The sequence below is a fragment of the Pseudomonas sp. LBUM1670 genome (assembly GCF_059695695.1).
The window spans coordinates 3,361,667-3,382,341 of sequence record NZ_CP166783.1 but is presented as its reverse complement, the minus strand read 5'-3'; the positions used below and the strand labels follow the sequence as shown (position 1 = coordinate 3,382,341).

Sequence of the window (20,675 nt, the reverse complement as noted above, 5' to 3'; positions counted from 1 at the left end):
GTTCAGTTCGCCAGGCTAATAATTACAAGATGAGGAACCACCATGAACGTCAAGATTTCCCACACTGCCAGCGCCCAGAAATTCCTCGAAGAGGCCAGCGGCCTGCACAATGACGCCGGCGATCCACGGACCAAAGCCTTGATTTACCGCATCCTGCGCGACTCGGTGAACATCATCGAAGACCTCGCCGTAACCCCGGAAGAATTCTGGAAAGCCGTCAACTACCTCAACGTACTGGGTGCACGCCAGGAAGCGGGCCTGGTGGTGGCCGGGCTCGGTCTGGAACATTACCTGGACTTGCTGATGGACGCCGAAGACGAGCAGGCCGGCAAGGCGGGCGGCACGCCGCGGACCATCGAAGGGCCGCTGTACGTGGCCGGTGCACCGTTGTCCCAAGGCGAAGCGCGTCTGGATGATGGCGTCGATCCGGGTGTGACGTTGTTCATGCAGGGCCGTGTGTTCAACACTGCTGGCGAACCGTTGGCCGGCGCGGTTGTGGATGTCTGGCATGCCAACACCGGTGGCACTTATTCCTACTTCGATACCACACAATCGGAGTTCAACCTGCGTCGCCGCATCGTCACCGACGCCGAGGGCCGTTACCGTTTCCGCAGCATCGTGCCGTCGGGCTACGGTTGCCCACCGGACGGTCCGACCCAGCAACTGCTCGATCAACTGGGCCGTCACGGCCAGCGCCCGGCGCACGTGCACTTCTTCATCTCGGCACCGGATCATCGTCACCTGACCACCCAGATCAACCTCGACGGCGATCAATACCTGCACGACGATTTTGCCTACGCCACCCGTGACGAGCTGATCGCGAAAATTACCTTCAGCGATGATCAACAGCGTGCAGCGGGGTATGGCGTCAGCGGGCGATTTGCCGAAATAGAATTCGATTTCACCTTGCAGTCGTCCGCCCAGCCTGAAGAGCAGCAGCGTCACGAGCGGGTTCGCGCACTCGAGGACTGATCCCTTCAACGACGGGACCATTGTGGGAGCGAGCCTGCTCCCGAAGAGGCCATCAGCTTCAACCTAAATGTTGACTGATACACCGCTTTCGCGAGCAAGCCCGCTCCCACATTCAACCGCGTTCAAAATGTGGGAGCGGGCTTGCTCGCGAAGAGGCCGGCACATTCCACATGTCAGTCCACTGACACACCGTTGCAAGTACTGCCTTAGAATCACCCGACGCAGCCCATAAGAACAACGAGAGTGACCCGATGATGCAAGCGCAACTGTTGAGTCAGCGCAGCTCCGTATTCGACCATGCCGACCCATACGCAGTGTCGGGCTATGTCAATCAGCATGTCGGTAACCATTGCATCCTGATGCCCCGGGCCGGACACCCGCTGGCCAGCCTCAATCACCGCAAGTTCGCCAGTCTTGACCTGTGCCGCATCAGCTACGGCGGCAGCGTTCGCGTCACCTCCGGCGCGCTGGAAAGCATCTATCACCTGCAAGTGTTGCTGCGCGGCAATTGCCTGTGGCGCGGTCACGGTCAGGAGCATTATTTCGCGCCCGGTGAGTTACTGCTGATCAACCCCGACGATCCGGTGGACCTGACGTACTCCGACGATTGCGAAAAATTCATCCTCAAAGTCCCGACGTCGTTGCTGGAATCGGTCTGCAACGAGCAGCGCTGGCGGTATCCGGGGCAGGGCGTGCGGTTCCTGGAGAACCGATATCAGCTCAATGAGCTGGAAGGGTTTGTCGGCCTGCTGGCGATGATTTGCCAGGAAGCCGAAGCCACCGAGCAGATTCCCAAGGTGCAGGAACACTACGCACAGATCATCGTCAGCAAAATGCTCAGCTTGATGCAGACCAATGTCAGCCGCATCAGCCTCGGCTCACAGACTGCCACGTTCGAAGTGATTGCCGACTACATTGCGCGCAACCTCAAGCAGGACATCGACAGCGAAGAATTGGCGCGTCAGGCGCGGATGAGCCTGCGTTCGTTGTATGGTCTGTTCGAACGCAACGCTGGCACCACGCCGAAAAACTACATCCGGCAGAAACGCCTTGAACGTATCCATGCCTGCCTGAGCGACCCGACCTGCAACGTGCGCAATGTTACGGAAGTGGCGATGGATTACGGGTTTCTGCATTTGGGGCGGTTTTCGGATAATTATCGCAAGCAGTTTGGGGAGTTGCCGTCGGATACGCTGAGGCGGCGGGATTGATTCGCCTGTAATGGTATTTCCGAGACAGGAAATTTCATATCAGTCCGAATTCAGCGACTCCGACGAGGGCGCACATCACGATAAAAAATGTCCAGCCGAGCCAATACAAGTTGATCAAAATTCTTCTCAGGCCCGCAGGGAAGTTTTTCATATCATCTGTACTGGCGCCTCCGTAACGTAAAGCGAGCCGAGGCGTAGCGAATACGCACATTATTTCTCCCATCAAAGATAAATTCCCCCAAGGGCCACCGTTTCTCAAGAATGCACTATTAGTAACTGCGTGGCAGTTCTTCAGATGGTTCAACATAAAATCCATTTTGGTGTAGGCGAGGAAAAGTGCTGTTCCGACAAATATAAACCTTCCTCCGAAGTTGATTAGGCCTATAACCAAGTATATTTTTTCAGCTGTATTAAGGCTCACTTAATAACCTCGTAAATTTCTTCGATATTTAATGCGTAAATTAATTTAAAGCTAGACTCAACGGATCGGCCCGCAACTGGTTTACCCGTCGATCCGCATTGAAAGTACGCTAAGGAGCTAGGTGCTGTTTAGACAAGTTCAAGTTTTATAATCACGAAAAGCCCAAGCATTACGAGTAAAAGTCCCCAGCCGGTCCACTGCAAAACAATTAGTTTTCGTTTGAGGTTCGCAGGAAAGTTCTTCAGGTCCTCCGCGTTGGCACCGCCATCGCGTAAATAAATCTGAGGCGTAGTCATTACCCCCATTATGGCCCCCAGTAACAACATATTTCCCCAGGGGCCAGCGTTTCTTAACGGTGCTCGAATCATAACCGCAGGGCAATTTTGCAGGTGGTTTAGCATCACATCCATTTTTGTGTAGGCCAGATGAAGTGATATGCCGACTGATATAAATGCGCCAACAAAGTCGATCAAACCAATGACAAGAAATATTGTGTCACCAGAACTCAGGCTCATTTGATGACCTCGTAAATTTGATCTCCTATGAATTCGCCGGTCCTTCCTCCAATTTCCCCTGCAGCCAAGGAGCTAACTCCGATTAGTACAAGGCCGCATGCCAATGTTGCTGCGCCGCCAGTAGGTACTCCGAGGGCTGCACAAATAACGCCAGCGGTAGGGCCGCTCAAATACAAACCAGCTAGAGCGCCGCCCGCGACCCCGCCCGCAAAACCCCCAGCTTCTGTAAATTTCACCTTCTCACAGGCCTCCACATTGCCTTCTGCACAAACACCCTGAACCTTGATTGCTGACGCGCCACCACCCACCGCCGTACCAACCCAACCGCCATATTTGACGTACTTCGTCGCTTTAGAAACGGCTTCAATGTGCGTGGCATAACCGGGAATCTGTCCAACGGCACCGGCTTTTCTCCAGCGATGTACAAGGCTTTTAGTAGATAGGCCCAATACATTTTTCAGATTGGGATGATCCGGAAAACCGATGCTTTTTTTTGTCAGTTTGGTGAGTTGAGTATCCAGTTGGGTCAGCAGGCGTTTGCGCTCGGCATAGAAATCGGAAGAGTTGAGGTGACCGTTTGTCTGGAACGTTTCTGTGTGCAACTTATCGATGTCCCGCAAAATGTCGCCCACGTCGTTCAGGTTCTTCGAGAACATCGCCAGCCCCACACTAGCCCCGAGAGAACCTTTCGAAACAAAGAACGCAATTTCGTCGTAGTGCCGCGCCATGAAGTCGGCCTCTTCCGAACTAAGCGGCTCCAAGGCTCTATTTACATTGCCCGCCGCTTGCATCAACAGCGCATCTTCGTAAGTACAGAGGTGATTATTCGGATCGCTTAGAACAATCATCGTCCCGGCTTTTACCTGGTCAAGATTCGGGTTCAGGGCCTTGAATTTGGCGATGACGGCGGGGGAGGCTGAAGTGAAAAGCTGGGCTTCCAGTTTGTCAGCCGTCGTACTTCTGGGAACGACGTAGAAACCGGGTTCTTCTTGTGGGACTTCCGCCGGCCATCGCTCTTGAGGAAAAAACTTCAAGTCCGGAACTGGATGCGGCGACGAGGCTGCCTTCAATGCGTCGGGCGAATTCGCAGTAGTCGACTTGAGGTTTTGCGCGTGGACAAAGCGCAGTAAGCGTTCCGGGTCAGGTTTTAATAACGGCTGTGTGAGCGTTGAGGTCGGGATTCTTTTAACCCGTTCAGTGATCGCGCCCTGAGCTTTTTGCGTCACGGCTTGCGATTGGATGAGCAGGTCGCGTTGTTCTTGCAGAAGGGCGTGTACGCCTTGCACCGGCGTTTTTTGACCTTGTGCAACATCATCGGCAATACGCTTTGCGTAATAGGCGACTTCCCGATTGAACTGTTCCCGCGCCATACCGTGTGCAAGATGACGAGTGCCAAGTGTGCGGGCTTGTCCCACCAGTTTGCTCGCAGCGCTGTTAACGTCCCAGAGCTCATGACGATCCGGATTCATCCCTCTTCACCCCACGAACTGTAACCGGCGGTTTTTGCGAGGTGGTGGGTCCAGGCAATGTCGCGGTAACGAATAGCCACGTGCTCTTGGGGCTCGACGTCGTTTTGCAAAATGGCATGAGGCATTTCAAGCGTCAGGTCGGCAATGACCCCGCCACTGATCGAAACGGTATAAAACTTTTCCTGCATGCCAAAGGCCGACACGCGGTAGAAACTGATCGTGCAGTTTATTTCTTCTCTGTTTGAAAGCGCTTGAGCGAGTAGCGGTGATGATTTGTCGACGGCTTTTGTGATGATGATCGGGTTGTGTGTCGACCTGTTGATGTTCCCGATAGTGGTGATGTTGTGGCTGTAAGACAGCACCATGATTTCATCCGTATGCGCCGCCTGGTACTTGTTGCCAATAGAGTCCTGAGTTGAACAGCCTGCTGAAATCAATCCTTGGGCTTTACCGTTTATGGTCATGTAACCGTGATTAGCCATAGAAACCACTCCTTGTAGTCAGGCGCGCAGTCTATGCAAAACTTGTAAGCAGTTATGTAGTCCGATTCCGAAAATGACGCACAGATGCGAGTTCTGCACAAAACGGATAAAGGTCTGCACCCATCGGATAGTCCGCCCCATCCCCCCCGTCCTAGCATTGGCCCTGCCTGAATAAAAACAATGGAGGCGGCGGCCATGTCCCTGCGACCCGAATACCTTCACTCCCTGTTGGAAGATGACAAAGAACAGGGCATCTACCGCTGCAAGCGCGAGATGTTCACCGACCCACGGCTGTTCGATCTCGAGATGGAACACATCTTCGAAGGCAACTGGCTGTACCTGGCGCACGAAAGCCAGATCCCCAACAAAAACGATTTCTACACCACCACCATGGGGCGCCAGTCGATCTTTATCGCGCGTAACAAGGACGGTGAGCTCAACGCCTTCATCAACGCCTGCAGTCACCGCGGCGCGATGCTCTGCCGACACAAGTCCGGCAACAAGAGCTCGTACACCTGCCCATTCCACGGCTGGACGTTCAACAACTCCGGCAAGCTGTTGAAGGTCAAAGACCCGGCAGCGGCGGGTTACCCTGCGAGCTTCAATTGCGAAGGCTCCCACGACCTGACCAAAGTCGCGCGTTTCGAATCCTATCGCGGCTTCCTGTTCGGCAGCCTCAAGGCCGATGTCGTGCCGTTGGTTGAGCACTTGGGTGAATCAGCGAAGATCATCGACATGATCGTCGACCAGTCCGCCGATGGCCTGGAAGTGCTGCGCGGTTCCTCGAGCTACATCTACGAAGGCAACTGGAAACTCACCGCCGAAAACGGCGCCGACGGTTATCACGTCAGCTCAGTGCACTGGAACTACGCCGCCACCCAGAACCAGCGCAAACAGCGCGAGGCTGGCGACACCAATCCGACCATGAGCGCCGGCAGCTGGGCCAAGCAGGGTGGTGGTTTCTATTCCTTCGACAAGGGCCACATGTTGCTCTGGACCCGTTGGGCCAACCCGGAAGACCGTCCGCTGTACGAGCGTCGCGATGAGCTGGCCAAGGACTTCGGCAAGGCCCGCGCCGACTGGATGATCGAGAACTCGCGCAACCTGTGCCTGTACCCGAACGTGTACCTGATGGACCAGTTCAGCTCGCAGATCCGCATCGCCCGGCCGATCTCGGTCAACCGCACGGAAATCACCATTTACTGCATCGCCCCCAAAGGCGAAAGCGACCACGCCCGTTCGAGCCGCATTCGTCAGTACGAAGATTTTTTCAACGTCAGCGGCATGGCCACGCCGGATGATCTGGAGGAGTTTCGCTCGTGCCAGACCAGCTATCAGGGCAGCGTGACCGCATGGAACGACATGTCCCGTGGTGCCGAGCACTGGATCGAAGGCGCCGACGAAGCGGCCAAAGAAATCGACTTGCATCCGCTGCTCAGTGGTGTGCGCACCGAAGACGAAGGTCTGTTCGTGCTACAGCACAAGTATTGGCAGCAAACGATGCTCAAGGCGCTGGCCGCTGAAAAGTCGAAGTTGATCGCTGTGGAGGCCGTGCAATGACCATCACCTATGACAACGTGCGCGACTTTCTCTACCGCGAAGCGCGTTACCTCGATGACCGGCAATGGGACGAATGGCTGGAGTTGTACGCTCCGGACGCGACGTTCTGGATGCCGTCCTGGGACGACAACGACGAATTGACCATCGATCCGCAGCGGGAAATCTCGCTGATCTGGTACGGCAACCGCACCGGTCTGGAAGACCGCATCTTCCGCATCAAGACCGAGCGTTCCAGTGCGACCGTGCCGGACACCCGCACCTCCCACAACATCAGCAACATTGAGCTGCTGGAACAGGTCGACGGCCTCTGCAAGGTGCGCTTCAACTGGCACACCCTGAGCTTTCGCTACAAGACCGTCGACAGCTATTTCGGCAGCAGTTTCTACACCCTCGATGTGCGCGGCGAGAACCCGCTGATCAAGGCCAAGAAAGTGATCCTGAAGAACGACTACGTTCGCCAGGTCATCGATGTTTACCACCTGTGAGGCAGCCGTCATGACTCATTCCATCGCATTCAGTTTCGAAGACGGCGTCACCCGGTTCATCGACGCCAACGTTGGCGAAACCGTGGCGGATGCAGCGTACCGCCAGGGCATCAACATTCCGCTGGATTGCCGCGACGGCGCCTGTGGCACCTGCAAGTGTTTCGCCGAGGCCGGCCGCTACGACCTGGGCGAGGAATACATTGAGGACGCCCTCACGGCTGACGAAGCCGAGCAGGGGTTTGTCCTGACCTGCCAGATGCGCGCCCAGAGCGATTGCGTGGTGCGGGTGCCGGCTTCCTCGGAGGTCTGCCGCACGCAACAGGCCAGTTACGACGCGACCATCAGCGCCGTACGCCAGTTGTCCGACAGCACCATCGCGCTGTCGATCAAGAGTGAAGCTCTGAGCAAACTGGCGTTCCTGCCGGGGCAATACGTGAACCTCGGGATTCCCGGCAGCGAGCAGACCCGCGCCTATTCGTTCAGCTCGTTGCAGCGTGACGGCGAGGTCAGTTTCCTGATCCGCAACGTGCCTGGCGGCCTGATGAGCAGCTTCCTCACCGGCATGGCCAAGGCCGGCGACAGCATGAGCCTGGCCGGGCCGTTGGGCAGTTTTTATCTGCGCGACATTCGTCGGCCGTTGCTGCTGCTGGCGGGCGGCACGGGGTTGGCGCCGTTCACCGCGATGCTGGAAAAAATCGCCGAGCAGGGCAGTGAGCATCCGCTGCATCTGATTTACGGCGTGACCAACGATTTCGATCTGGTGGAAATGGATCGACTCGAAGCCTTCGCCGCGCGCATCCCGAATTTCAGCTTCAGCGCCTGCGTGGCCAGCCCCGACAGCCAGCACCCGCTCAAGGGCTACGTGACCCAGCACATCGAGCCACAGCATTTGAACGATGGCGACGTCGATGTCTACCTGTGCGGCCCGCCGCCGATGGTCGAGGCGGTCAGCCAGTACATTCGCGATCAAGGCATCGCACCGGTGAATTTCTACTACGAGAAGTTTGCCGCCAGCGCGGCTTGAGTCCTACGCTGATACCGCGCCAGGCACAGCCCAAATGTGGGAGCGGGCTTGCTCGCGAAGGCGTCATGTCAGGCGACATGGATGTTGACTGACATGACGCCTTCGCGAGCAAGCCCGCTCCCACAGTTGGCCGGCATTCTTCTTCACGAGGTATGTATGAACAGATTTCACGAAAAAATCGCATTGATTACCGGTGCCGCCCAAGGCATCGGCCGACGCGTCGCCGAACGCATGGCGGCGGAGGGGGCGCGGTTGATTCTGGTCGATCGCTCCGAGTTGGTATTCGAAGTGCAACAGCAGTTGGGTCGGGACAGCCAGGTGCTCGCGCTGACCGCCGATCTCGAGCAGTTCGGAGAATGCAGTCGCGTGATGCAAACCGCCGTCGAGCGTTTCGGGCGTCTCGACATCCTCATCAATAATGTCGGCGGGACGATCTGGGCCAAGCCGTTCGAACACTACGAAGCGCAGCAGATCGAGGCTGAAGTTCGTCGCTCGCTGTTCCCGACGCTGTGGTGCTGCCACGCCGCGCTGCCGTTCATGCTGGAGCAAGGCAGTGGCGCCATCGTCAACGTGTCGTCCATCGCCACCCGCAGCATCAACCGCGTGCCGTACGGTGCGGCGAAGGGCGGGGTGAATGCGCTGACCGCTTGCCTGGCGTTCGAAACCGCCGGGCGTGGCGTTCGGGTCAATGCGACGGCACCCGGTGGCACCGAAGCGCCGCCGCGGGTGATCCCGCGCAACAGCGCCGAACAAAGCGCTGAGGAAAAGGTGTGGTATCAGCAGATTGTCGACCAGACGCTCGACAGCAGTCTGATGAAACGCTACGGCACACTGGATGAACAGGCAGGCGCTATTCTGTTTCTGGCCAGCGACGAAGCGTCCTATATCACCGGCATGATCATGCCGGTGGGTGGTGGTGACCAAGGCTGAAAAACGCTGAGAACTACAAACGACGCTGAAACGCTCTGAGGATCCTGAGCGTGGCGTCGTTTGTGTTCAGATTGTGCACCGCGTCCAGCGGAAACCACATGCAATCGAAGATTTCATTTTGCGGTCGCGCCTCATTCGAGTTCAGCACCGATGCCTCGTAGACGTGGTGCCGGGTGCCGCCCGAGTCCAGCTCCATCAGGTACAGCAAGTCGTCGACCCCCAGTCCCGTCTCTTCCCAAAGTTCGCGCATGGCCGCGGCGGCGACGGTTTCACCGGGCTCGACCTTTCCGCCGGGCAGCGTCCAGGGACACCTTGGCTTGCGCACCAGGAGAATGTACCGGTCCTGCTCACAAATGACGGTTGCTCGGACTTTCATGTGTTACCTGATTACGCGTTGTCATGAGGCGGTAATAAAACAGCAATATTCAGGTCAGCCCGGTCGCGGGCCTCTGGGTGGTTGGAGGTGTCACAGGGGCTGAAAGTGCAACCGGATGCCGAAACTTTGTCGCGACGTCTGGTCGGCATCTCTGCGAAGGGTGGGTGTAAGGTAGGCAGGTCAGTTCTGAATATCAGTACCGAAAGGGAGGTTGCTATGAGCGTTCCGATGCTGAATAAGATGCACATGAACGGTTATGACGTACTCAGCGTGAATAACGGCCCCTGGCGGGTATGCACACAAGGCGACCGGTTGGCAGCCTTCGCCAGCAGGGAAGAGGCACTGGCCTTTGCGGCGTCTCTTCCTGGTTACAAAACGCGGGCGAAAAGGCCGGCCGATAGCCGCAAAACGGATTTGTAGGAGCGAGCTTGCTCGCGATGGACGCCAACGATAACGCGTATTCTCTGGATACACGCGTCGTCCTGAAGTCCATCGCGAGCAAGCTCGCTCCTACCACAGAGTCAGCTTTCGACTTAACTGACAGGCATTCCGGGGCTTTTCATATCTTGCTGACGGACTAATAACCGCCGCCGCCCGTCCCGCCAGTGCGGGAGGGCTCCCTGGCCTTTTGCTGCGCATTGCTCCATTCGGCGCAGGTCATGAAGCTTTGGTGATCGACCTTGCCCTTGCCATCGAAACTGACGTTGTACGACTGCTGGTGGCCGGCTTGCACCAGTTTGTAGTCAAAGCATGTGCCGGGCACGACCGTGCGGTCGCTGATTGATTGAGGCTGTCCGCCAATCTGCTGGACCTGCTCCTTGCTCATGCCGGTTTCGACCTTGGCGACCATCGGCTGATCACGGTAGACACGTGATTCAGTGCTACAGCCGCCCAACGCTGCCAATGCGACAGCCAGCGCGCATAGAGCCTTTTTCATGACAGCGCTCCTGTCAGTGAGCCTTGTTTCGACTGATCGCCTTGGCTTTCACTTCTTCGGCATAACCCGCCAGCCGTTGTTCATCACCCTGGAACAAGTCGCACAGCCTCAGGACTGCTTCTGCATCCACATCATTGCCAGCATGGCGTAGCTGATCTGCCAGACGCAGAAGCTCTACCGCCGACCATCTCAGATCCGACGCAACGCTTTGCAGGTCGCGCCGAAGTTCGTTTTCAGATTCGTTAAGCCACATGACAACCTCCTGAACATCTCTGATACAAAATTTTAGTCCCGATTCATGGATCAGGGCGTTTTGTTCGTCTGAACAGTCGGCGCAGCCTTTGGTCGGGAAGTTGAACGGGAAGGGACAGATCTGGTGTCGTACTGAAGTGGTCAACTTTTGCTAGGGCGAGGCAACTTTAAATGACGACGACCGATGACTTTCGATTTCACGCACATGAGCTGATCGTCGATCTGGACGCGGCGACCACAGAAATGATGACGCTGATCTCAACGCATCAACTGGGTGGCCCGGAATGGGAGCGGGTGAGCCAGTGGCAGCACGAAGCGTATGAACGGTGGATGACCTATTTGAACGCAAGATCCTATCCGGACCCCAAAGATGAAAACGCCGCACAATGAATGCTGTTCAATCAATGGATGTCTGCTGAACGACGCGCTACATTTCCTTTTTCAAAATAAGGATGCGTCATGCGGACGTGGATGGCAGGAATCGTGGTGACGTTACTGGCAGGGTGCTCACTGCCCGCTTCTTTGGTGCCGGGTGAGCCGAACGTCAGCAAATACAGCGAAAAGGCGCCGAAAGACTATGCGGCCTGCGTGCTACCGGCGTGGCAGAAGGAAATTCCCGCGTCGGCTCAAACGGGGATTTCCAATGGCTACCGGATCACGGCACCCAGCATCATCACGGCTGACGAGATTGTCGATATCGTGAAATCCAGGGATGGCAGCCGGGTCTCGCTTTATCAGGGCCCGCCCTGGGCCAAGTCCGGCGCGTTGCGCCAGGCCGTTCGCGACTGTCTGTGAGAATCAGCCGGAAATCTCGGTGACTGGGATAGTCTGGTCGTCAGATGCCTGGGTACTGTTTTTCTTTTCCCGGCGATCGTTGATCCAGTTGTCCACCTGCGCACCGAACTCAGCCGGCGCCTTTCGGCCCACTCTCCTGGCGAGATCAAGAATGGTCTGCTGGGCGAGGGCGTCCTCCATGCGTTTCTGTGCAGTCATCATGACGGCATGCACCGAGCAGTGACCTGACATCGCCCACGCAGGTGCTTCGCCGTCGAAGAGAGCACAGCGCCCGCGAATATCGCGACAATCGAAAATCAGCTTCTGGCCATCGATGGCATTGACGATATCGAGCACGCTGATTTCGTCGGAGGGCCGCGCCAGCTTGAAACCGCCACGCACGCCTTCAGTGGCCACCACCAGTTTTGCCTTGGCCAGTTTGGTGAAAATTTTCGCCAGATAGTCCTGCGGCACGCCTTGCAGCTCGGCCAGTTCGCGCACGCTCGCCTCACGGGTGTCGCCGCAATTGCCTACCAGAAAAAGCAGGCAGTGAATGCCGTACTCAACGCCCGCGCTATAAAGAGACATTTGGATCTCCGACTAATGTTGTCGTAAATGTTATCAGCAGAACGTTAGCCGGGCAACGAACCCCGGCGCCGCTCATCTCCTCCAGCACTGCTTTGTCGCATTGGTAGCGCTATGCAGTGGATCAAAGTTTTCGATAGCAACCATCAGGAAAACCGATTGCTTCAATCAACTAGGATCAATATAGTCGTAGTTGTTCGGTCGGCACTGACAAGCGCATGACCTTCGACGAATTCATTGATCGGCCTTCTCTCGGAGTTAAAAATGAAACAGCACATCCTGGTAATCGGCGCAGGTTTCGGTGGTATGTGGACAGCTTTGAGCGCAACGCGTCTGTTTGATATTCATGGTCACAGCGACGTTGAAGTGACTGTTTTGGCTCCGCAGGCCGAGCTGCGCGTGCGTCCGCGCTTCTATGAACCGAATGCACACCAGCTGGCTGCACCGATTGGTGAGCTGTTTGATGCCGTCGGCGTAAAGTTCATCAAGGGCGCTGCAGAAACCATCGACGTTGTGCAAAAACGCGTTGGCTACATTGATGCGTCGGGTGCCAAACACGTGTGCAGCTACGACAAACTCGTTCTGGCCACCGGCAGCCGTCTCGCCATCCCGGCCACCGCAGGCGTGGTTGAACATGCGTTCGACGTTGACCAGATTGAAGAGGCCGTGCGCCTGGAAAACCACCTGAAATCCCTGGCCAGCTTGCCGGAAAGTAAAGCCCGCAATACCGTCGTCGTGGCGGGCGGCGGCTTCACCGGGATTGAAACGGCGACCGAGATGACCGCGCGTCTGCGTGCCATCCTGGGTGATCAGGCTGACGTCGAGGTGATCATCGTTGATCGCGGCGAGAAAATTGGCGGGTCGATGGGCGCAGAAATCGCCCATTCGATCGAAGAGGCGAGCGTTGAAACCGGCGTGAAATGGCACTTGAAGGCGTCGGTGCTTTCCGTCGACGCAAACGGTGTCGACTTGAGCGACGGTCAGCGTATCGATGCGAAAACCGTGGTCTGGACCACCGGCGTGCGCGCCAGCTCGCTGACTGAGCAGATCCCGGCGGAACGCGATCACCTTGGCCGCCTGCACGTGGACAGCCACCTGAAAGTCATCGGTCAGGACGATATCTTCGCCACCGGCGATGTTGCTTACGCCGCATCCGACGACATCGGCAACTACGCGTTGATGACCTGCCAGCACGCTATTTCCTTGGGTCGTCACGCCGGCAATAACGTTGCAGCGCACATTCTCGGCATTGACCCTACACCGTACAGCCAGCCTAAATATGTGACCTGTCTGGATCTGGGCAGCTGGGGTGCGGTGTACACCGAGGGTTGGGACCGCCAGGTCAAACTGGTCAAACAGGAAGGCAAGAACCTGAAGACGCAGATCAACACGGAGTGGATCTACCCGCCGGCTGCTGACCGCGCCGCTGCGTTGGCTGCGGCTGATCCGATGATTCCGGTCGCCTGAGTCGCCGAGCCTTCCGCGAACTGGAAATCACCTGAATTTCCCTGTAGGAGCAGCCGGTCGACGCTCGATTGCTCGCGATGGTGTGTCAGCCACGCAGGGTTGACTGACACACCATCGCGAGCAAGCTCGCTCCTACAGGTTCTTGCGTCTGTGAAATAACATGTGTATTTTTTCATGAAATTTTAATAATAAAATTTCATGAGGCCCGCATGTTCCAGCAATCCACCCGGCACGTCGCCAGTTACTACGCCCACACTTGCGCAGATCGTCTGGTGGAACGTGCGGCGTTGGAGGGCGAGCAGGACACCGAAGTATTGATCATCGGCGCCGGCTTCAGTGGCTTGCACACGGCACTGCGACTGGCCCTGGCCGGTAAGCGCGTGACCTTGCTGGAAGCCAGTCGGGTGGCGTGGGCGGCGTCGGGGCGCAACGGCGGTCAGGCCATTCTCGGTTGGTCGTGCGACATGCCGCCGCTGGAGGCTGCGCTGGGTTACGAACGTGCGCGGCGGTTGTGGGACGGTATGCGCTGGGCTGCACAGGAGTTGCGAGCGTTGCCCGAACGCCATGGTTTCGATTGTGACTACCGGGCCGGCCATCTCTGGACGTCAGTGCTACAGCGTCGAGTAAGTCTGCTGACCAAATGGCAACACGAGGCCAGCCACAAGTGGGGCCACGACGGTTTGCAATTCATCCCGCGTGAGCAGTTGCCGCAATGGGTTGCCAGTGAGCGCTATGAAGCCGGGCTGTTTGATCCGGAAGGCGCGCACCTGAATCCGCTGAAGCTGGCACTCGGTCTGGCGGCCGCCATTGAGCGCGCCGGTGGTCGTATTCACGAACAAAGCAAGGCGCTGAGCTACCGCGAAGAGGGTGGACGCTACGTGGTCACCACTGAGCGCGGTCGTGTTCGGGCCGATGTGCTGGTGCTGGCGTGCAATGCTTATCTGGATCGGCTTGATCCGAAGCTGTCGAGTTGCGTGTTGCCGGTCGGCACCTATCAGGTGGCCACCGCGCCACTTTCGCAAGCGCAGGCCACTGCGCTGCTGCCAAGCAATGTCTGCGTCACCGACAATCAATTCGTGCTCGATTATTTCCGGCGTACGCCCGATAACCGTTTGCTGTTTGGCGGTGGTTGCACGTACCTGGGTGGTATGCCGAAGGACATCGCCGCGGCGACCCGACCCTTTCTGCAACGGGTGTTTCCACAGCTCAAGGGTGTAGAGCTGGAATTCGCCTGGGGCGGGCACATCGATCTCACCCTCAAGCGCACGCCTGATATCGGTCGCCGCGGTGATCTCTACTGGCTTCAGGGTTATTCCGGCCACGGCGTGTTGCCAACCTTGGCCGGGGCACGCGCCGTGTCCGACGCGATACTGGGTCAGCCGGATGAGCTGGCCTTGTATCAGGGCCTGGTCAACGGCAGTTTCCCTGGCGGCAAGCACATGGCGGCGCCGCTGGAAGCCATTGGCAAGGCCTGGTATCGCTTACGCGACAGCCTTTGATTCGCACATTTTCTGGAAGCTTTCAGATGGACAGGCAAGAAGAAATCTCGGCGTTGGCGATCCTGATTCAGGACCTGCGCAAACACAAAAAATACACGCTCAAGGAACTGGCGGACAAAATCGGTCGCTCCGTCGGTTTTATCTCGCAAGTCGAGCGTGGACTGTCACGTCCGACGGTGGCGGACCTGACCGCCATCAGCGAAACCCTCGGCGTGCCGACCACCTATTTCTATAGCCTGCCCAAACCCATGGCCTTGCCGTGGGTGACCCGGCCGGACGAGCGCCGCACGCTGTATTACGCCGACGGCATCACCGACATCCTCGTCTCGCCGAAAATGCGCGCGTCGTTCTCGATGCTCGAAAGCCAGCTTGAGCCCGGCGCCAGCAGCGGTGACCGGCACATGAGCGACAGCTCGGAGCAGGGCGGCTACGTCCTGGAGGGGCAACTGACACTTTGGCTGGATGACGATCAACCAGTCACCCTGGGGGCCGGGGATAGCTTTCAGCTTGCCAGCCATACCCATTGCCGCTACGGCAATCTCTCCGATCAGCTCACCCGGGTGCTCTGGGTTTACACCTGATAAAAACAACAAGGAACAACATGATGGATGCTGTCTGCTCTGATCTGGTCGCTGAAGTTCGCGCGTTTCGCCAGCGCTTCCCGGATGTGCGTTACGTGGACCTGATTTCCCTGGACATCCCTGGGCATTTCTACGGCAAGCGCTATCCGATCGAGATGCTCGAAAAAGTCGCCGCCGGCAGCGCGCTCAAGCTGCCGCAGAATTGTGTGTTGCTGGGCACCCAGGGCGGGCTGTTCAACATTGGCGACTACTGTTTCAACGATGGCGACCCGGATGCGCCGCGCCGTCTGGTGCCAGGCACACTGAAAATCGTCGACTGGGAAAAGCAGCCCTTGGGGCAGATGCTGATCACCTCCAGCGGCACTGAAAAACCGATCGTTTTCGAGCCACGGGAAGTGCTGGCGCAGGTCCTGGAGCGGCTCGGCCGCAAAGGGATTTTCCCGGTGGTGGCCTTCGAGCTGGAGTTCTACCTGTTCGATCGCCAGTTGCGCGACGGCCTGCCGCAGTTCGCGCGCGATCCGCTGACCGACGACGCGGACGATCAGCCGAACATGCACATCGAGCGGCTGTCGCGGTTTGCGCCGGTGCTCGATGAAATGGTCGAGACCGCCCGGGCGCAAGGCATCGACACCACAGTGATCACGGCCGAATTGGGCCCGGGTCAGTTCGAGATCAACTTCGGTCACCTCGATGACGGGCTGCGTGCCGCCGACTGGGCCGCCCTGTTTTGCCGCAGCACGCGCGGTGTGGCCATGAAGCACAACTACCGTGCCAGTTTCATGGCCAAACCTTACTTGCAACACCCCGGCAGCGGCATGCATGTTCATGTGAGCCTGTATGACGAGGCGGGCAAAAACCTGCTGGCGGCCAACGGACAACAACCACTGCGCCATGCGGTGGCCGGTTGCCTTGAACTGTTGCCGCATTGCATGCCGATCTTTGCCCCGAACCACAACGCAATGCGTCGCTTGAGCGGCACCGTGAATGTCGCGACACGCGCCAGCTGGGGCTTCGAAGATCGGGATGCATGCCTGCGGGTACCGGAGTCGGACGCTAAAAATCTACGGATCGAACATCGCCTCGCCGGCGCCGACGCCAACCCGTATCTGGTGCTGGCGGCGATTCTGGTTGGGCTGGAACAAGGACTGGAAGCGGGGCGTGAACCGATCGCACCGCTCAACGAAGATCGTGGCAGCGGCATCGATTTCCCGCTGGAAATGCTGGAGGCCGTGCGAGCAATGCAAAGCCATGCGCAATTACGTGAGGGATTGGGCGCAGAGTTCGTGAATGTATATTGCGAAAACAAGCGTCAGGACCATTTGGCATTTCTGCAAGACATCAGTGCCCGTGAATATCGCTGGTACTTGTAGTGACTGCTCGTCGTCACTCGACCTTAAAAAAAGTGTGGATATTTAAGGGGTTAGAAAATTTAGTAACCGGATGGTGAATCAAAATATCTTGTTACACGGCGAAATATTCCGTAATATCCGCCCCGCGTTCACCACCACGGTTTATGCATTTTTAAATCCCGGGCGTCCATCAGCTGCCCGGGATTTTTTTTGCCTGATCCTGACGGACGACTGGGCAACCTCCAGTAAACGTTCAAAGCGGTGAGCAGAATTTTTTTTGAAATCAAGGGGTTGTCAGCCTCGGGAAATCAGTACATAATTCACGCCATCGAAAGCACTGACCGCTGAAAAAGCTCAATGTTTTCAAGGAGTTAGATCTAGTATCTGCTCCAAGTTTGTACGCGTTTGATGTTGTGCTACATGACATCAGATGTTTGAGGCCGAGTAGCAAAATGGTTATGCAGTGGATTGCAAATCCACCTACGCCGGTTCGATTCCGACCTCGGCCTCCACTTTAAACAAGCTCCGTAGATCTATGATTTACGGAGCTTTTTTATTTGCGTTGCCCTGCAAGATTTAGTCTTGAAATGGGCATTTGCGAACTTGCTTCACCGGGACGGGATGTATATATTTCGTCCTCTGCTGCACAGGCGTCAGAACTGACAGATCCACATTTGTCAGTCTTCAGACCGCTTACCGCGCTACCGCCCGAATGGCGAAACTGGTAGACGCATGGGACTTAAAATCCCCCGCTCGTAAGGGCGTGCCGGTTCGATTCCGGCTTCGGGCACCATTTGAAATCAAGGGTTTGCGAGCGAAAGCTGATGCAAACCCTTGTTTGTTTCCGGTCCGCTATTTGTGACTGTCGATTTCCTGTTTCCCGCGCCGCTCGATGCCGGAAGGGCTTCCGATGTCAATGAGCCTTCTCTCAACCAGGACGTTTTGCAGTGCCTCGCGGGCGTCTGGATCCAGCTGATCCTCTCTTTCCTTAAGCTCTAGCAAGATTGGGCTTGACCAGGTGCGGTAGGTTTTCTCCGCCATACGAATCGGTGTCATTTACTCCTCCTTGATCAGGTCTCCACACTAGGGTTGGCGCGTTTGGATGCGTTAGAAATCCTAGTTGAGGAAACGCTTTATCGCCAAAAAGGAAAACGGCGTACGACGCTATTGATCAATCAAATGCACACCGAATGACTTAATGGTCGCGCGGTTCAATCTTCACTTGCCCAGACACCCATGACGGCAGTGCGTCGAACATAGTCGCTGAAGTCCCGCGCCGGGCGACCCAGTGCACGCTGCACGCCATCGGCCAGTGGTGTATTGCGACCGTCGAGTACGGTAGTAAAGAGATAAAGGACCAGGTCGATCAATTCGGCGGGTAGCTGTGCCTGTTCCAGCGCCTGGCGATAGGCGTCCGGCGGTACTGCGACGAAAGCGATATCCCGTTCCGTCTCACGGGCAATTTCAGCGATGGCCTCAGCGAAGGTCAATGCTCGCGGCCCCGTCAGTTCATACAGTTGGCCCGAGTGTCCCGGCTTGGTCAGCGCCTCGACCGCGATTTCGGCGATGTCTTCCACGTCGACAAAGGGCTCGCCGATGCTGCCGACGGGGAGGGCGAGTTCACCCTGCAGAATCGGTTCGAGAAAGTGTGCTTCGCTGAAATTCTGGAAAAACCAGGCGGCCCGCAGGATGGTCCAGTCGGCTCCGCTGTTCTGAACGATGCGTTCGGCTTGTTCCGCTTCAACTTCGCCGCGCCCCGACAGCAGCACCAATTTGCGGACACCGCTCTTGACCGCCTGATCGGTGAATGCCTGCACTGTCTCAACGGCGCCGGGTACCGCGAGGTCCGGTTGAAACGAGATGTAGGCGGCGCGAACGCCATCGAGCGCGGCTGCCCACGTACTTCGATCCTCCCAGTCGAACGCTGGATTTGCCCCGCGAGAACCCAGCCGAACAGGCACTCCGTCCGCTTGCAGTCGCTGAGCGATTCGCCGCCCGGTTTTGCCCGTTGCACCGAGAATCAGGATGGTTTCGTGGGTGGTTTTCATCGCGCTCATCTCCATCGGTTTAATGTGAGTGATACTCATGTTTTAAAAGATGATAGACCCTCATCTTTTATCGTCAACCGATGGAAGCGATGAAACCGACGTACGGGCAGTGCTAAGGTGAGCCTATGTCATGTTATTGATCGGGGAGCGGGCCATGCCCAAGAAAACCACCGAAGTAGTCGAACTACCTGTGTCCGAGCCGACCCGGCGCAATCCCACACAACAGCGGAGTCGCGAGCGTCAGGAGCGAATCCTGGCGGCGGCGACGCAATTGACTGCGAGCAAGGGCAGCGATCAGCTCAAAATGAGCGAAATCGCCGAATGCTGCGGGATTTCAATCGGTTCGCTTTATCAGTACTTTCCCGACAAAAGTTCGGTCATACAAACCCTGGCCGAGCGTTACAACGCCGAAAGCCGTCGCTGTATCGAAGCGGCACTGGCGGCGGTTGAAGATGCGCAAGGGCTGAACGCAGCCTTTTCAGAATTGCTCGACGAGTATTACGAGATCGTGCTGGCGACACCGGCGATGCGCGACATCTGGTCTGGCATGCAGGCAGACAAACAACTCATGGCGCTGGAGCTGCAGGAAAGCCGGATTGCTGGCGGGCTGTTGGCTGACGTGATGCTGCGGGTGTATCCAGGCAGTGACACGGGGCAGGTTCAGGCTTCGGCATTTTTGATCTGGCACCTGGGCGAAGCGACCATGCGCCTGGCCATCTCATGTGCACCCGAAGAAGGGCGCGGACTGGTCGAGGCATTCAAGCGAATGTCTTTGCGTGAAATCACGGGATTGGCGGTTGGGACGAATGGCGTCGCAACCGCCGGACCTGTCGGTCAAACGAAAGGTTGACCGGTAAAGCCACGAGGCAATCGTTGCAGCCCGTCCATCGCGGTAAGCCGCTCGACCCACGCTGCGCGCCAGTCATTGGCGGTGTGAGTGACTTTGGCTTTGCGTGCGGCGCGGCGTGCAGCGTTACGCTGGTCTTTGCGCGCATCCTGGAACGCCTCGGTGTTTCGGCAGCTTCTGCATTTCACCCGGGTCAGTTCAGTGGTCGAGGTGAGTTTGCTTCCTTTGTGACCGCAGGCCAGATGCCCGCCAACTTTGAAGTGAGTAACCATCAGACGCCTCCTTAGTGACGTGTAATCATTGGACCTCCCGCAAGTGGTGACGTTCGGCGACCGGTTGACGGGCAAAAAAAATGGCCCGCATGCGGGCGGACCAAGGGGTTCATCAAAAGGAGTGGGTTCACTGTACGGCGTGAGTTGTGAACGCGGTGTGAAATGGCCGGGCAAAAAAATCCCGGCGCCAAGCCGGGTTGGGGTTGCGCAACAGATGATCAGGCAAGGACGCACCCGGTGACGAAAACGTCGCCGTTCATGCGTCCTGAATCAGACCGTGCTCTCGTGTCCGGAGTCCAGATCGAGTCATCTGAACCGAGGCAGCGGCCGGTCGACCGGTTGGAGCGAGGACAGCGTGTTGCGGATCAATGGTGTGTCCTTCTCGATGTCGTTCAGGCGATCACGAATTCTGAGGGCGGTCGGGTGCCCGCCTTGATGATCGACCCAGTCGGCGATTTCCTTGCACGCCGCAGCGAGGCGAGCCTGGCGGGAATCAAGCAGGGTGAGCAGGGTGGTGATGGACTCTTTTTCGGACATGGCAAACACCTCCGTTCAAGAAACCTGGCTATTGGCAACAAAAAGCCCGCCTGGAGCGAGCTTTCTGCCGATGGGATCGCTG

General features: G+C 57.2%; 25 protein-coding genes and 2 tRNA genes. 16 read left to right on the top strand and 11 right to left on the bottom strand.

What is annotated here, in order from left to right; translation table 11 throughout:
• The first annotated feature begins 42 nt into the window (after positions 1–42).
• Positions 43–972: a catechol 1,2-dioxygenase gene (gene catA / locus ACA073_RS15335; protein ID WP_497397412.1), complete on the top strand. Its 930-nt coding sequence runs from the start codon at positions 43–45 to the stop codon at positions 970–972.
• Between the two features lie 251 nt (positions 973–1,223).
• Complete coding sequence (locus ACA073_RS15330; RefSeq protein ID WP_497397410.1) at positions 1,224–2,183, top strand: AraC family transcriptional regulator; 960 nt, start codon at positions 1,224–1,226, stop codon at positions 2,181–2,183.
• 549 nt (positions 2,184–2,732) lie between these two features.
• Here ACA073_RS15330 and ACA073_RS15325 read toward each other — a convergent pair.
• Genes ACA073_RS15325 through ACA073_RS15315 form a run of 3 tightly spaced genes read right to left on the bottom strand, consistent with a single transcriptional unit; the run spans position 2,733 to position 5,070 of the window.
• The gene (locus ACA073_RS15325) at positions 2,733–3,119 is read right to left on the bottom strand and encodes a hypothetical protein (protein ID WP_497397408.1); all 387 of its coding nucleotides are present in this window, start codon (positions 3,117–3,119) and stop codon (positions 2,733–2,735) included.
• Entirely contained in the window at positions 3,116–4,588 is a 1,473-nt protein-coding gene (locus ACA073_RS15320) for a hypothetical protein (RefSeq protein ID WP_497397406.1), read from the bottom strand. Before ACA073_RS15320 ends, ACA073_RS15325 begins: the two co-directional genes overlap by 4 nt.
• Positions 4,585–5,070: an Hcp family type VI secretion system effector gene (locus ACA073_RS15315; protein WP_497397404.1), complete on the bottom strand. Its 486-nt coding sequence runs from the start codon at positions 5,068–5,070 to the stop codon at positions 4,585–4,587. Before ACA073_RS15315 ends, ACA073_RS15320 begins: the two co-directional genes overlap by 4 nt.
• A gap of 195 nt (positions 5,071–5,265) precedes the next feature.
• On the opposite strand from ACA073_RS15315, the gene benA reads away from it, so the two are divergent.
• The 4 genes from benA (at position 5,266) to ACA073_RS15295 (ending at position 9,069) form a co-directional block, all read left to right on the top strand.
• Positions 5,266–6,630 carry a benzoate 1,2-dioxygenase large subunit gene (gene benA / locus ACA073_RS15310; protein ID WP_497397402.1) on the top strand — a complete coding sequence of 455 codons (1,365 nt, stop codon included), beginning with the start codon at positions 5,266–5,268 and terminating at the stop codon, positions 6,628–6,630.
• Positions 6,627–7,115, top strand: coding sequence for a benzoate 1,2-dioxygenase small subunit (benB, locus tag ACA073_RS15305; protein ID WP_497397400.1), 489 nt, complete (start codon positions 6,627–6,629; stop codon positions 7,113–7,115). Before benA ends, benB begins: the two co-directional genes overlap by 4 nt.
• Before the next feature lie 10 nt (positions 7,116–7,125).
• Positions 7,126–8,139: a benzoate 1,2-dioxygenase electron transfer component BenC gene (benC, locus tag ACA073_RS15300; protein WP_497397398.1), complete on the top strand. Its 1,014-nt coding sequence runs from the start codon at positions 7,126–7,128 to the stop codon at positions 8,137–8,139.
• 156 nt (positions 8,140–8,295) lie between these two features.
• Positions 8,296–9,069: a 1,6-dihydroxycyclohexa-2,4-diene-1-carboxylate dehydrogenase gene (locus tag ACA073_RS15295; RefSeq protein ID WP_497397396.1), complete on the top strand. Its 774-nt coding sequence runs from the start codon at positions 8,296–8,298 to the stop codon at positions 9,067–9,069.
• A gap of 13 nt (positions 9,070–9,082) precedes the next feature.
• Here the strand turns inward: ACA073_RS15295 and ACA073_RS15290 are convergent, their stop codons facing one another.
• Positions 9,083–9,445, bottom strand: a complete 363-nt coding sequence (locus tag ACA073_RS15290; RefSeq protein ID WP_497397394.1) for an NUDIX hydrolase — start codon at positions 9,443–9,445, stop codon at positions 9,083–9,085.
• A 216-nt stretch (positions 9,446–9,661) separates the two neighbouring features.
• Between ACA073_RS15290 and ACA073_RS15285 the strand changes: the two genes are divergently transcribed.
• Positions 9,662–9,865, top strand: a complete 204-nt coding sequence (locus tag ACA073_RS15285; protein ID WP_497397392.1) for a DUF2188 domain-containing protein — start codon at positions 9,662–9,664, stop codon at positions 9,863–9,865.
• 157 nt (positions 9,866–10,022) lie between these two features.
• Here ACA073_RS15285 and osmE read toward each other — a convergent pair whose 3' ends face one another.
• Positions 10,023–10,382 (bottom strand): osmotically-inducible lipoprotein OsmE, encoded by a 360-nt coding sequence (gene osmE / locus ACA073_RS15280; protein WP_497397390.1) that lies wholly within the window; start codon positions 10,380–10,382, stop codon positions 10,023–10,025.
• 13 nt (positions 10,383–10,395) lie between these two features.
• Positions 10,396–10,635 (bottom strand): hypothetical protein, encoded by a 240-nt coding sequence (locus ACA073_RS15275; RefSeq protein WP_497397388.1) that lies wholly within the window; start codon positions 10,633–10,635, stop codon positions 10,396–10,398.
• 170 nt (positions 10,636–10,805) lie between these two features.
• On the opposite strand from ACA073_RS15275, the gene ACA073_RS15270 reads away from it, so the two are divergent.
• Both ACA073_RS15270 and ACA073_RS15265 read left to right on the top strand, forming a co-directional pair.
• Positions 10,806–11,024: a hypothetical protein gene (locus ACA073_RS15270; RefSeq protein ID WP_497397386.1), complete on the top strand. Its 219-nt coding sequence runs from the start codon at positions 10,806–10,808 to the stop codon at positions 11,022–11,024.
• 69 nt (positions 11,025–11,093) lie between these two features.
• Positions 11,094–11,429 (top strand): hypothetical protein, encoded by a 336-nt coding sequence (locus ACA073_RS15265; RefSeq protein ID WP_497397384.1) that lies wholly within the window; start codon positions 11,094–11,096, stop codon positions 11,427–11,429.
• A gap of 3 nt (positions 11,430–11,432) precedes the next feature.
• Here ACA073_RS15265 and ACA073_RS15260 read toward each other — a convergent pair whose 3' ends face one another.
• Complete coding sequence (locus ACA073_RS15260) at positions 11,433–11,996, bottom strand: RrF2 family transcriptional regulator (RefSeq protein WP_497397382.1); 564 nt, start codon at positions 11,994–11,996, stop codon at positions 11,433–11,435.
• 261 nt (positions 11,997–12,257) lie between these two features.
• On the opposite strand from ACA073_RS15260, the gene ACA073_RS15255 reads away from it, so the two are divergent.
• The 6 genes from ACA073_RS15255 (at position 12,258) to ACA073_RS15230 (ending at position 17,682) form a co-directional block, all read left to right on the top strand.
• Positions 12,258–13,460 (top strand): NAD(P)/FAD-dependent oxidoreductase, encoded by a 1,203-nt coding sequence (locus ACA073_RS15255; RefSeq protein WP_497397380.1) that lies wholly within the window; start codon positions 12,258–12,260, stop codon positions 13,458–13,460.
• A 209-nt stretch (positions 13,461–13,669) separates the two neighbouring features.
• A complete protein-coding gene (locus tag ACA073_RS15250) occupies positions 13,670–14,959 on the top strand; it encodes an NAD(P)/FAD-dependent oxidoreductase (RefSeq protein WP_497397378.1) in 1,290 nt (429 codons plus the stop codon).
• A 26-nt stretch (positions 14,960–14,985) separates the two neighbouring features.
• Positions 14,986–15,540 (top strand): helix-turn-helix domain-containing protein, encoded by a 555-nt coding sequence (locus ACA073_RS15245; protein WP_497397376.1) that lies wholly within the window; start codon positions 14,986–14,988, stop codon positions 15,538–15,540.
• Between the two features lie 23 nt (positions 15,541–15,563).
• On the top strand, positions 15,564–16,910 hold the full coding sequence (locus ACA073_RS15240; RefSeq protein WP_497404110.1) for a glutamine synthetase family protein: 1,347 nt from the start codon (positions 15,564–15,566) through the stop codon (positions 16,908–16,910).
• A gap of 417 nt (positions 16,911–17,327) precedes the next feature.
• Positions 17,328–17,401, top strand: a tRNA-Cys gene (locus ACA073_RS15235).
• A gap of 194 nt (positions 17,402–17,595) precedes the next feature.
• A tRNA-Leu gene (locus tag ACA073_RS15230) sits at positions 17,596–17,682 on the top strand.
• 59 nt (positions 17,683–17,741) lie between these two features.
• On the opposite strand, the gene ACA073_RS15225 is transcribed toward ACA073_RS15230, so the two are convergent.
• Positions 17,742–17,945 carry a hypothetical protein gene (locus ACA073_RS15225; protein WP_497397374.1) on the bottom strand — a complete coding sequence of 68 codons (204 nt, stop codon included), beginning with the start codon at positions 17,943–17,945 and terminating at the stop codon, positions 17,742–17,744.
• Positions 17,946–18,100: 155 nt separating this feature from the next.
• Positions 18,101–18,937, bottom strand: a complete 837-nt coding sequence (locus ACA073_RS15220; protein WP_497397372.1) for an NAD(P)H-binding protein — start codon at positions 18,935–18,937, stop codon at positions 18,101–18,103.
• Between the two features lie 154 nt (positions 18,938–19,091).
• Between ACA073_RS15220 and ACA073_RS15215 the strand changes: the two genes are divergently transcribed.
• Positions 19,092–19,787, top strand: coding sequence for a TetR/AcrR family transcriptional regulator (locus ACA073_RS15215; protein ID WP_497397370.1), 696 nt, complete (start codon positions 19,092–19,094; stop codon positions 19,785–19,787).
• Here ACA073_RS15215 and ACA073_RS15210 read toward each other — a convergent pair.
• A complete protein-coding gene (locus ACA073_RS15210) occupies positions 19,772–20,056 on the bottom strand; it encodes a hypothetical protein (protein ID WP_497397368.1) in 285 nt (94 codons plus the stop codon). The genes ACA073_RS15215 and ACA073_RS15210 overlap by 16 nt on opposite strands.
• 306 nt (positions 20,057–20,362) lie before the next feature.
• Complete coding sequence (locus ACA073_RS15205) at positions 20,363–20,593, bottom strand: hypothetical protein (protein ID WP_046038414.1); 231 nt, start codon at positions 20,591–20,593, stop codon at positions 20,363–20,365.
• Positions 20,594–20,675 lie beyond the last annotated feature (82 nt).